The organism is Brevibacillus fulvus, from assembly GCF_016908525.1.
In the GTDB taxonomy this organism is placed as follows: Bacteria; Bacillota; Bacilli; order Brevibacillales; family Brevibacillaceae; genus Brevibacillus_G; species Brevibacillus_G fulvus.
In genome coordinates, this window is the sequence record NZ_JAFBEB010000010.1 from 13,597 (window position 1) to 25,788 (window position 12,192).

13 protein-coding genes are annotated in these 12,192 nt (G+C 51.5%); all 13 read left to right on the forward strand.

Features of this window, described 5'->3' with window-relative positions; genetic code table 11:
- The first annotated feature begins 14 nt into the window (after positions 1-14).
- Positions 15-281: a hypothetical protein gene (locus JOD01_RS13740; protein WP_204518896.1), complete on the forward strand. Its 267-nt coding sequence runs from the start codon at positions 15-17 to the stop codon at positions 279-281.
- Positions 282-736: 455 nt separating this feature from the next.
- Positions 737-1,129, forward strand: a complete 393-nt coding sequence (locus JOD01_RS13745; protein WP_204518897.1) for a hypothetical protein — start codon at positions 737-739, stop codon at positions 1,127-1,129.
- A 194-nt stretch (positions 1,130-1,323) separates the two neighbouring features.
- Positions 1,324-2,031 carry a hypothetical protein gene (locus JOD01_RS13750; RefSeq protein ID WP_204518898.1) on the forward strand — a complete coding sequence of 236 codons (708 nt, stop codon included), beginning with the start codon at positions 1,324-1,326 and terminating at the stop codon, positions 2,029-2,031.
- A 206-nt stretch (positions 2,032-2,237) separates the two neighbouring features.
- On the forward strand, positions 2,238-3,923 hold the full coding sequence (locus tag JOD01_RS13755) for a terminase (RefSeq protein WP_338028562.1): 1,686 nt from the start codon (positions 2,238-2,240) through the stop codon (positions 3,921-3,923).
- Positions 3,924-3,935: 12 nt separating this feature from the next.
- Positions 3,936-4,430: a hypothetical protein gene (locus JOD01_RS13760; protein ID WP_204518900.1), complete on the forward strand. Its 495-nt coding sequence runs from the start codon at positions 3,936-3,938 to the stop codon at positions 4,428-4,430.
- 6 nt (positions 4,431-4,436) lie between these two features.
- Complete coding sequence (locus JOD01_RS13765) at positions 4,437-6,053, forward strand: phage portal protein (protein ID WP_204518901.1); 1,617 nt, start codon at positions 4,437-4,439, stop codon at positions 6,051-6,053.
- An 11-nt stretch (positions 6,054-6,064) separates the two neighbouring features.
- Positions 6,065-8,227 carry a minor capsid protein gene (locus tag JOD01_RS13770; protein WP_204518902.1) on the forward strand — a complete coding sequence of 721 codons (2,163 nt, stop codon included), beginning with the start codon at positions 6,065-6,067 and terminating at the stop codon, positions 8,225-8,227.
- A 602-nt stretch (positions 8,228-8,829) separates the two neighbouring features.
- Complete coding sequence (locus tag JOD01_RS13775; protein ID WP_204518903.1) at positions 8,830-9,606, forward strand: SHOCT domain-containing protein; 777 nt, start codon at positions 8,830-8,832, stop codon at positions 9,604-9,606.
- 14 nt (positions 9,607-9,620) lie between these two features.
- Positions 9,621-10,016 (forward strand): hypothetical protein, encoded by a 396-nt coding sequence (locus JOD01_RS13780; RefSeq protein ID WP_204518904.1) that lies wholly within the window; start codon positions 9,621-9,623, stop codon positions 10,014-10,016.
- A gap of 60 nt (positions 10,017-10,076) precedes the next feature.
- The gene (locus JOD01_RS13785) at positions 10,077-11,081 is read left to right on the forward strand and encodes a major capsid protein (RefSeq protein ID WP_204518905.1); all 1,005 of its coding nucleotides are present in this window, start codon (positions 10,077-10,079) and stop codon (positions 11,079-11,081) included.
- Between the two features lie 57 nt (positions 11,082-11,138).
- On the forward strand, positions 11,139-11,312 hold the full coding sequence (locus tag JOD01_RS13790; RefSeq protein WP_204518906.1) for a DUF7210 family protein: 174 nt from the start codon (positions 11,139-11,141) through the stop codon (positions 11,310-11,312).
- Positions 11,313-11,323: 11 nt separating this feature from the next.
- Positions 11,324-11,695: a hypothetical protein gene (locus tag JOD01_RS13795; protein ID WP_204518907.1), complete on the forward strand. Its 372-nt coding sequence runs from the start codon at positions 11,324-11,326 to the stop codon at positions 11,693-11,695.
- Positions 11,692-12,180 (forward strand): HK97 gp10 family phage protein, encoded by a 489-nt coding sequence (locus JOD01_RS13800; RefSeq protein ID WP_204518908.1) that lies wholly within the window; start codon positions 11,692-11,694, stop codon positions 12,178-12,180. The genes JOD01_RS13795 and JOD01_RS13800 overlap by 4 nt, the downstream gene beginning before the upstream one ends.
- Positions 12,181-12,192: the final 12 nt, after the last annotated feature.

Below are 12,192 nucleotides of genomic sequence, written 5' to 3' on the forward strand. Positions count from 1 at the left end.
TTGAGGTGACGCCTATGATTTTCCTGTCAGAACACATTAAAAAGACTATCGACATTGCAAGTGGCTATACAACCGGCCAACTGGTTGTGGAGGGCGAAATGGTAGGCTTGCTACGTGATAGCGGGGAGGTAATAGAGTTGGACGAAAAATCCCTAATTGAGGTACGCAACGGGGACGTGTACGAACAGATAACAATCAAAGAAGCATTAACTACGGAAACGATTGAAGGATGGCCCCTGTACGCAGGGCTTTATACAAGAGTGAAAGGAGCAATCAAATGAAAACCACTGTCCAGCTAATTCAGTATTACACACGAAAGGTAGCGCAGTACGGAGCCATTCATCCGTCTAAGCCCCGACCGAAAGCGCACAAACACCGCCATGCTCGTTTAATGGCGTATAAGGCGGCTATGCATCGGCGGATTGAACTGGAAAAACAAAACCCGTCATATGCCTTCTAGGGGACGACAGACGAAAGACTCCAGCCAAAGAGTGATATATAAAATTCGCAATTTGAAAGGGGGGTAACGCCCCCCGAACATTAAAAGACTTCCAGGTGAGAAAAGAAAACAACCCCCTAAAGAAAAATACACTATTATATATTATCTATATCTAATAACAATTATTATTTATATCTATCTATTATTTATTTTTAATAGTATCTATTTATAGATACTATGGGGGAAGCCTTCTTAGCCTGGAAGTCTTGCATTTTCTAACAAAGGGGATGGCAGGGCATGGCGAGATTTGAAGGATTCATTAGCAAGAAGGTAGTAAAGGCCTGGCTGGAAACATACGAGTACATGATTGCTGGGGACAGGCCCCCGGAAGCCCTGCCTGGAAACAGCGGCCCAAAATCGGCAGACGGAATTAAGGCGGGTTTTCTGAATCGGGTTATGCTGGAACAGGCAATAGAAAGCCTAAGCCCGTTGACAAAGGCCTGCTGCAAAGCCCGCTGGGTACATAAGCTGCCCAGGAAGCAGGTACTGGACACGCTGGGAATCAGCAAGGAAGTTTACTATAACCGATGCGATCAGGCAGTCGAGGAAATCTACCAGTTTGTAAACGGGGGCCTTCTGCCGGTTAAAAACCTGGTGGAAGCAATCACTGCTGGGAAAAGAGGTGCTTGACAAAATCGACTATCAAAGCATAAAATTATGGTAATCTGCTAGTATTATGTCCACAGGACATAATAGATTTGTTGCTAGATATTGGAAATGATTTTAAGGGCGGGCGCTTTCCGAAGCGCTGCGCCCTTTTTTCACGAATCAAAATCCATAAAAATAACTTCACTACGCCGAAGCACGGGAAGGGGAAAAGCGAAATGGCAAAAAACGAAAAACCGAATACGCCAGCCGCTACACCTGACCCCTACGATATGAATATAAAACGGCAGCTGCACCCAAAGGCAGACGCCAAGAATTTTGTAGAGCAGCGGAACGGGCGGCTAGTTTTGTGTTGCGGGGCTGCGCCAAAGAAAAACCGTTCCACGAATTGCCGCAGCCTGGCGGGGGCCGGTACTGACCACGTAGGCTATGGCCGCTGCAAGTATTGTGGGGGCTTGAACACTGGCCCGAAAACAGAAGAAGGTAAAGCCCGTAGCAGCCAGAACGCCAGGAAACACGGCCTTTATAGCGCCGTGCTGGATGAGGACGAACGGGAAATATACGAATCTTTGAGGGCTGACGAAAAGGTAACGCTGCTGGATGAAATCTTTACCCTAAAGGCCAAGATTGTTACCTACTTGCGCCGGTTTAAGCTGCGTAAACAGGGCGGCGGGGACGCTGCTACAATTGTGTATTTCAAAGATGGCAACGAACTTGGCAAGTATCACGCTGGTACGATAGAGGACAGGGCGCTGCTTAGGGCATTGAACGAATTGGGCCGCCTTGTACGAATACATGCCCAGCTGACGACCGGCGACACAGACAACCTGGTAAACCAAATCAACCAGGAACTACGTACAGCTTCCCAACAAGCAGCCGAAGCTTCATGGGGCGGTCAAGCGCAGCACAGGGAAGCAGAAAATTGATTGCATAAACGCTGCATAAATAACGGGAAATAATTTAGGTGAAACCACGAAAAACCTTGATATTATGCGTTTTGTATATTCGTTGCATAAAGATTGAAAATCACCGCAACGTACAAATGCTGATATATCAGGGTTTTTTGCGTTTTGTCTGTGTCCGATAGGAATTATTATGTCAACCTATTTTGCATAAACTCTGCATAAAGGGGGTGGGTGCGTTGGCCGAAAAGTTGTATGATACGCAGTTTGATTATGTGGACGATATTGACCCAATAAGCGGCGCACCTACCGTTGTGGCCATACCCAAAACGGTAGCAGCTGCAAAGCAGGGCGTACCCTACAATACAATCAACGACCTGGGGGATTTATTCAAGCGTGAGAACCTACGGGAAGCCTGGCGTATATTGCGTAGGAATGACCCATTTGACTACCAGCTGCGGGTAGCTGACGCTATCCTTTACAGCGCCTTGAACGGCCTGGGCTGGTATTTTGTCGTAATGATTACCCGCCAGGCTGGGAAAAACGAAATCAGCGCCTTTATCCAGCAGTATATCCTTCTTTACGGCTGGTACTACGGCAAACGGGTAAGCGGCGTGAAATTCGCACCCGTTCATAAGCCCCAGGTGCAGGCGAGTATGGACAGGCTGGAAGGGGCCGACACACCTGACAGCGGCGGCCTGGCCGGTAGTGTAGTGACACGGAATATCTGGCGCAAGTCCGATGGGTACAAATACCATATAGGGACGCCCAGGGACAGCAACAAAATAGCCTTCCTGTCTATCAACCCCAACGCAAACGTAGCTTCACAGACAGCTTTCACGCTGCTGGAAGGGGACGAAGCGCAGGACATTGATAGAGACAAGTGGGAACGTGACGCCCAGCCTATGGGGGCCTTCAACAACGCCACAACGGTACTATGGGGCGTAGCCTGGACGAAAGAAAGCTTTATCTACCAGGGCGTACAGCAGGCCTACGAAATGGAAAAGCGCCTGGAAGCCCAGCTAGGGTACAGGCCGCAACTGGTCTATAAGATTGACGCACCGGCGGTAATCGCCAGCGGTAACGAAAACTACGCAAAATGGTTTGAAAACCAGGTGGCCCGCCTGGGTATCAATCACATAGCGGTACAAACGCAGCTGCTTTTGAATTTCATAGACAGTATCGGGCGCTTTTTCGACCCCGAGCACATAACCCGTATGAAGCAGGGCGGCTTCAAGATGCAGCAAGTCCCCAAGCAGGGCAGTACCTACGTGTTTGCCCTGGACGTGGCCGGCCAGGAAGAACAGCCTACCACGACAGAAGAAAACGTAGGACAGCACACCAGGGACGCCACAAGCCTTATTATTGGCGAACTGCTGAAAGACGGGACGGTATACCCCGTGTGCATTTACCAATGGGTGGGCAAGGCACACAGCAAGCAGCGTGAACAAATCCTAGCCATTCTGAAAAACTGGCGCATAATCGGCGGGGTGGCCGATGCTACAGGGATAGGGGAAGCCCTGGCCTACTGGTTAATCGAACAGCTGCCCAACGCCGTAATAGAAGCGTACAAATTCAAAGCTGCTGGGGATGAGAACAAAAGCAAGCTGGGCTACCTGGCTTACAACTTTGTGCAGGCTGACCAGGTGAAGATTCCTGATCGGCCCGTAAACGACCCGCAGCAGGCCGAACTATGGGACGAAATGGTATGGCAGCTTGAAAACCTGGTACGGGTAGCGAAAAAGCAGCAAAGCATTAACTTCCACGTACCGGCAAACGCAAAGCCCCGCAGGGAAGGCCACGTACCGCATGACGACCTGGCCATAGCATTTTTCCTGCTTATGCGGGCAGTATTCATGCTGCAAGACCCGCAGGCCCGCAAAGCGAAGGCCTTTGACCGTGAACAGGCTATGTAAGGGGGTGCTGCTATGCGAGTATGGGAACGTGAAGCAGACGGGTACAGCATAGTAGGCCGCCCGACAGCCTGGCGCATACGGCAGCCGATGAAAAACGGCCAATGGCTTACGGTATTCTTCCGCAGAAAGCGAGTAAAAGGCGACACCAAGGAAGAAATAAAAGCCTGGGGTGATATTCGCTATGTGTGGGACGTGGCCATTCACATAGGCAAGACCAAGCGCCAGGCGAACCGGTGGTATCATGGGTGGAGCCAAAAAGACCATAACAGAAGCACGGGGGACGGGAGCCTGGCAGCGTTAAGCCAGGCCCTTGCTTATATACGAGCCTTTGTAGTGGGCTACATGGGCAAACGTGATGAATTGCAAATATATTGGTCAGACGAAAGACGAGCCAGGGCCTACCGCTATTTACTGCGGTATCCTGGCTTTTTCATTGACAAGGACAGGCCCAACGCAATAACGGCCTGGAATCCTAGCATTTACGAATTTACAGGCGAAAGGGGATAGGCGTGAATGGCCGTTATGAACACCGTACCGAAAACATTAGCGCAGCTGCACCAGGACAAGCCGGCCACGGCAGCCGATGCCCAGGCCTGGATTACGGAAAACGGCAGTTGGCTACGCAATCTATTGGACAAGCATAAACACTGGATGGAAGAAGCCCAGGTAGAAACCTTCCAGGCGGCGTATGATGGGTTTTTACAATCCATTGACGAACGGGATAGAAGCCGTGGGGATGATGTGAACAACAAGCTTCAAGTCAACTACGCCCAGCTGATTATTGATACAGTGGTTGACTACATGCTGGGTAAGCCTATTGTATGGGCCTTTGACCCAGGGGACGAAAAAGTACCCGAAGCGCTGCTAGAAGCTTATCGAAAGGAATTACTGGCGCTGTTGCGTGGGGGAAACGCCCAGCGTGTGCTTGCGGAACAGCTGCGCCAGGGCAGTATTGCTTATTACAGTGGCATTATCGCCTGGGTGGATGAAAACGGCGAAATTGACTATGAAGAATTTCCCGTACAGGAAATCGTGCCGGTATACGATACCAGGGGACGCTTGCAGCTGGTCATTCGCTACTACCAGGTGGAAACAATTGCAGCCGGTAGCGACCAGGCCGTAACCCGTACCAAAGTGGAACTGTACGACAGCCGGTATATTACGTACTTCTTGTCGGATGAAACGGGCCAGGGCTATACGCTTGACCAGGAAGAAGCGATAACCGGCAACCCGATTGAACACAAGGCGGGCCGTATTCCAGTAAGCATTTACGTGAACGGGACGCCGGCCAGGTACAGCAAGCGCAACCAGCGGGCCGGTACAAGTGACCTGGGGAACGGGGTGCTTACCCTACTGGAAAACTACGCCGCCGTTATGAGTGACAAGTCGAATACGGTAGACCGTTTGCTAGACCAGTACCTTTTGCTGGCTGGGGTGGACGTGGACGAAAACGAAGTAATCAAAATGCGGAAGGCCAGGGCGATTGCGTTAAAGAGCAAGGAAAGCAACGCCCAATTTATTGCGCCGACCCAGGACGACCAGGCGGTAGAAAATCACCTGGACAGGCTGCGGGAAACGATTCACGAAATGACGTTTACGCCGAAGCTTGCCGACCTGACCGGCGCTACGGCCACTGAAATAAAAATCAAGTACGCAAACCTGGACATTAAAGCCGGTAAAAAGGAATTGTACTTTGCGGCTTCTATCAAGCAGCTGGTAGAAATTCTAACCGACCTTCTGAACGCAAAGCGCCTGGCAGAAGCGAACGTAGAAAACGTCTACGCCGTGCTGACTGGTGCAGCGCAGCCCCCAGGTAGCGTACCGCTGTATAACGCAGATTGGGTACTATGGACAATCAACCGTAACATGCCGCAGAACTTTAGCGAAATTGCCCAAATCGTAGCGCAGCTGGCCGGTATCGTACCTGACGAATACCTGTACGAATTGCTATGGTTTATTGACGACCCGCAGCAAGCGCTTGACGATATGAAGCAGCAGAAGGAAGAAGCGCTAAAGGCAAACATGGACGCCCTGGGCTTTGGCGGCGAGTTTGGGCAAACCGGCAACGAAGGCGGCCAGGGCAGTAACAACGGGGACGCTGGCGGGGGAAATACCGGCGGCCAGGCGTAGGGGGCTAGCGTATGGCTGACAAACGACCACGCCTACCGAAAAACGAAAAGGTAGACGCCCTGGTAGCTGCCCGTATGCAACGGGAAATGGAAGGCTTCATAGACCAGTACGACAAAATCCTACTGGCCCGTGAAAAAGCCTACGCCGCCCAGTTGCTACCAATATGGCAGCGCATAGGCCGTAACATTACGGACGAACTGCGGGCTATATATAACGAAATCCAGGACGCTAACGGCGTACCTATCACCAGGCAGCCTATCAAAGCTGACAAGCTGCGAAACATGAAGCGGAATATGAAACGCCTGGCCAGTTTACAGGCGCAGCTTGTGAAGTTGATAGGAACAGAAGAACAAGCGAAGAAGCTAAGTAATAACCTGGCGTTCACTTACGCCGATAGTTACTACTTCCATGCTTTCGGCCTGGAACAAGCTACACAGGTGGCTATCAACGTGCCAACCCTTACACCAGCCCATGTAATAGGGGCCATTATCAACCCCTGGCTGCCCGATGGTAGAACATACGGCGAAAGGTTAAGGGCCAATGCAGGATTATTAGCTACCAAAATGGAAAACACGATAGTAGAAGCTATCGGGAATGGTTGGGACTGGAACAGAACAGCCCGCCGAATACAGGAAGTAGCCGGCGAAGGATATTTTAACGCTGTACGCCTGGCACGAACCGAAATGAACAGGGCGGCCAACCAGGGGGCCAGCCATTTATACATGCAAAACGCCGACATTTTGGACGGTAAGCGCTGGAACGCTACGCTGGACAGCCGCACAGCGCCGAAAGACGCCGCCAATGACGGTAAAGTCTATGACCTGGCGTATGATACACCCGAATGGCCAGGACGGGCCGGTGAACGTATCCCTAACCATCCTAACTGCCGTTGCAAGTGGACGCCGGTAATAAGCGCCCTGGGTGTAAGCAAGCGGGAACGAATCGCCAGGGGGGACGGGGATAGCCCTACGAACTTTGGTGAACGGATTTACACACCGGCCCGCACCTATCGGGAGTATGCCCAGGAAAGGGGATTGCCTGACCTGGACGAACGCCTGGCCAATGATAGCCCCGCCAAATATTTACGGCGTGGCGAAGATATGAGCGCATATAATGGCAAAAGTGGTATAGTCAAGATAACAACAGAAATTGCCGCAGCGAGCGCAGCTACAAACATCGTAAAGCCGCTCCCAGTAGTGGACAATAACGAGCCGCCGCCTAAGACTTGGGCCGAACAGGTGAAGGAGCACCTAGCAGCTGGGGTAAACACGGAAGCAGACATAGTAGAAGTGGGCAACCTGGTACGCCAGCAAATTGAAAAAGACCTGGAAAGTGTCATGGCTGAAATGCAGGCCGAAATTGATAAGGTAGTAAGCGAAAAGCAGTATATTGACCAGCTGATAAAAGCCGCAGAAGAACAGGTACACATAACCCGTAAAGCCGCCTTTGACGCTATGTTTGACGAAGCGAAAGAAGCGGAAGCAGACGCCGCATACGAAAAAGCGGTAGCTGAACGGGACGCCCTGTATAAGAAGTGGCAGGAAAAGCGCCAGCTGGAACTATCCCTAAAACGAGATAAGCACCAGGCAAGGGCTGACACGGCCAGGGATGCCATAGCCCAAGTACGGCCAGTGGGGATTCCCCAGGGTTATAAACAGCTATGGGAAAAAGGCAGCAATAAAGAAGTACAGGACGCCATAGAACGGGCCTACGCCTATCTGCCCCGTGACTGGGTAGTAGATTCTATGAATAACCCCATGATAGGCAAGAAAGTAAAGCGGGGCTACTACAGCGGGTATAGTAATGGCCGTGGTGAAATGGCCCTAAGCGTAGACAGTAGGGACGGAATGAAACGGGTTGCTATCCATGAATTGGGCCACAGGATGGAACACCTACGGCCCGAAATACGAAAGCTGGAATACCAGTTTTACCAACGGCGCACAGCCGGCGAGAAATTGGAGTGGCTGGGCCAGGGGTACGGAAAAAAGGAAAAGGCCCGTTTTGACAACTTCCAGCATAAGTACATGGGTAAAGATTACGGGAATACGGAAAACAGCTACTATGAATTGCTAAGTATGGGCATTGAAAGCTTGTTCTATGGCAGGGAGGACGTAGACCTGACCAAAGACGTAGACTACTACAACTTTATCCTGGGGGTGCTGATAGGAAAATGAAGTACACAGCGAAAGGCAAATACCACGGAAGGCCTGCGGCGATTATCTGGCAGGATGGTAAGCTAATAGCCCCGACAGCTGACGACCTAAGCCTAGTCCAAATGGTTAAGGCCGAAGCTGCCGCCCAGGAAGGGCATAGTGTCGGCGTAATTGGTCAGTACACGACCACAAACCACCTGGCCGACCCACTAAGCGCCCTGGTAATCATTCAAAGCGTCATGGATAGCATAGACAGCCTGGAAGGTGACGTACCCCAGGCAGAAGAATTGCCCAAAGGAGTAATAGGGTAGATATTTAGCTGGCCACTTCCCGCCGCAAGCCCAAAGGGGACAAGAAAAGCCCTTCCTGGGCTTTTTTGCATTTAAGGGAAGGGAACACACACGAAGGCGGGGCCGTGGGGTGGCCGGCGCTACCCAAAAACGAAAATAAAGCAGCCTGGAATTTAGGCAGGAAAAGCCGTTAGGGGGTGGCGGCGAAGTACTGCGCCCAGGCTGCTTTATTCATATACGCCGAATGGCGGCCTACAAAAAACCGTTTACTGGTATCGAGACAAACCAGGCAGCTTACAGCCGCAGGGCTATAAACTGCGAAAGGGGTAAACCATGAACGAATTGAAAAAGCTTCAAGCAGCGTATAAAGCGGGCAAATTGACGAAGGAGCAGTACACGGCCAAAGTTAAGGAATTGCTGGAAGATGGGGAAATTTCACAGGAAGAACACGACCAGGCGCAGGAATTTGACCCAGCCGGTGACGATGATAAAGCGATTTACAGCCAGGCAGACGTAGACCGTATCGTAGCACGAAAGGCTACCAGCATGGTACGTAAAGCGCTGAAAGAAGCCGGCGTAGAAATTGACGCCGACAACAAGACGCTGCTTTCAAAAGTGGCCGAATTGGTGAAGGCGGGGGAAGGCAAAAACCCTGGCGAACTGGAAAAGGAAGTGGCGCAGCTGCGTAAGCAAGTGGCCAAGCTTCCCGACCTGGAAGCAGCCAATAAGCGTCTGACTGTGGAAGCAGCCGTACTGAAAGTGGCCAACAAGTACAACCCCGTCAACCCTGCCCAGGTAGTACGAGCGCTGAACGCTGACTACGCCGACCTTTTGGAGTATGACGATGAAAGCGGCGCACTCAAAGAACAAAGCGTAGTGAAGGCTATCAAGCGTATTGCTGAAGCTGAACCGAATTTGTTCAACAAAGCACCAGGGGAAGGTAACGGCGAAGGTGATGGGGATGGTGGCGAAGGCGGCCAAAAATCATCCTTCCAGGGGAAGCCGCCTGGTGGAACTGGCGAAGGCGGTAGCAAGCCTGGTGATAAAAACCAGGCGAAAGTAAACGCAGCGCTGGAATTGATGGGCATTAGAAAGCCCGAACAAAAATAAGGGGGTAAACCTACATGGCAGATTATCAAATCCGCAGAAAATCTACGAGCGCAGCCCGTGAAATCAAGGCTAGCGCACACTACAGCTACATCACCAACGGTATCACGCTGGACGGTAGCAAGTTTGCAGCTGGGGAATTGGTGGTAGAAGGCCAATGCCTGGCACGTAACGCTACTACAGGCAAGTTTGAAAAAGTGCCGGCTGACGATGCAGGCGGCGTACTGAAAGCCGGTTACGATACGCCGGTAATCCTGGACGAATCCGTACAGTTTGTGCTTAAAGACGATGGTACAAACCCTGACGTAACCGTAGGCCAGGTGCTTGTGCATGGCGTTGTTTACGCTGGTATGCTGAAAAATGCTACAGACGGATTCAAGAAAGCCCTGGCTGGCGCTATCCGATTCGTATAAAACCTGACAGGCCGCAGCTGCGGCTTTTTATTTTTGACAAAAACAAGGGGGTAAACCTTCATGGCTGGATTGGCACAATATAGCGAGTATTTCCAAAACCCAGTATTCACCGAAACTATCAGACAAGTGCCGGTAGAAGCTAAGTATATCGGCAGCCGTTTCTTACCTATCGAAGAAACATACGACATTGACTTCAACGAATCCGTAATCACGCAGCAGGCAGATATGGCCAACATCGTAGACAGCGGGGCCGAATTGCCACTGACTGACCGTGACCCGTTGAGACGAGTAAGCGGGGAAATTGCCGACATTGGCCAGTCTTACATTGTGTCCAAGAAAGAACTGGGCGCATTGATGGACAAGGGCAACGAAGGCCGCTGCAAGATTGCCGAAAAGCAATTGCTGGGCAAAGCTGCTACGGTGAAAAAGAACATTGACGCCCGTATTGAGTGGATGCGTTGGCAAGCCCTGGGTAACGGCGTAATGTCCTATGACAAGGACGGTATCAAGTTTGGCGTGGACTTTGGGGTAACATTCAACAAGACCGCAGCCAACAAATGGGACGTATTGGGGGCAACCATCCTGGCCGACTACGAAGCCTGGGTGCAAGAGTACGTAGACAAAAACGGGCGTATTCCTGACGTGTACGTAACGTCTATTAAAGCGCTGCGTACCGTGATGAACAATGCCGATGTACGCAAGGCTATTACCGGCTTGTCTGACAAGATTATCACTATCCAGGAATTGAACGACTTCCTAACTGGCCGTCAGATGCCACGTTTTGAAGCGTTTGACGCTACGGTAACATACCGTGACGTGAACAATGACGGTGTACGCATTACCCAGCGCTTGCTTTCTGACAAGAAAGGTATTTTCCTTGTCGAAGGTAACGACATTGGCGTACAGCTGCTTGGCCCAACGGTGGAAAACCAAATGAACCCAGGCATTTTTGCCCGCACGTTCACAGAAAACCGTCCGTTGCGTGAAATCGTGGAAGTAGTAGCGGCGTCCTTCCCGAAAGTAACGAACCCTGACCTTATCGGTATCACAAACATTCTGGCGTAGTAAGTGGGGGCTAACCGGCCCCCTTTTTCTATGACCACTTGAAAGGGGTAAACGAAAATGGCTGATACGAAAAAAGTAAAGCTTCTTGCACCTGTTACCTTCAATGGGGCGACAGTGGAAGCCGGCGAAGAATTGGAATTGCACGAAAAGAACGCTGACAGCCTGGTAGCGGAAGGCCTGGCCGAAGAAGTAGCGGCCAAGAAGGGCAAAGCTGCGGCTTCCCAGGAATAGGGGTGTAGGCTATGCTGCTGACCGCTGACGAACTGACAGGCCGATTTTACCCGAAGGCAGCCAATATGGAAGCTGGGGAAGTGGACACGTACCTACTGCGGGCTAACGCCTTTTGCCTGGGGGTAATCGGCGGCGTACCGCCGGCAGTGGACGACACGGTAAAAGCAGCCGTAGGCCTGGCCTTTGAAATCCTGGCCAAGTCCGAAACTGACCAGGTAGACCCCGTAACGGGTAACATTACACCGGCAGCGCCAGAAGGGGCGTTTGTACGCAACAAACAAGCCGACCCACTGCAAACGGTACGGGATATGCTCGCAGCCGCAAAACGGGCTTTTGACAATGCGAATACGGCCCAAGCTGAACGGGGCGTAAAATTCCTATGAGCCGCCGCAGCCTGGACGTACCCGACTTGAAAAAGTGGCAGCGCTGGCTTGCCAACCTTGAAAACGGCGAAGTAGAGAAGGCAAAAGACCGAATCCTACGAACCGCAGCTTTCCGCATAAGCGAATACCTGGACGACCTGACGCCAAGGCGTACCGGCGACCTGGTAAACAGCATGAAAATAGGCGGCAAAGACAACGTATTCAAGCTGGTGGTAGGGCAGACAAGCTACGTATTCGTAGGTACAGCCGTGAGTTACGCCCAGTTTGTAAATGACGGCTTTACCCAGGAGGCGGGGCGCTTTGTGCCTGGGGAATGGCGAAGCGGTACGTTTCACTATATCCCTGGACACAACGAAGGCATGGTACTGACCGGCAAAGTGATACCTGGGGCGCATATGTTCAACAAGGCTATGGACTACGTGGCCGAAGATATGCCGCAAATTGTGGAATTTGAGTTTAGAAGGCTGTATAGGCAGCTTTTCTAAGAAAGGGGTAGC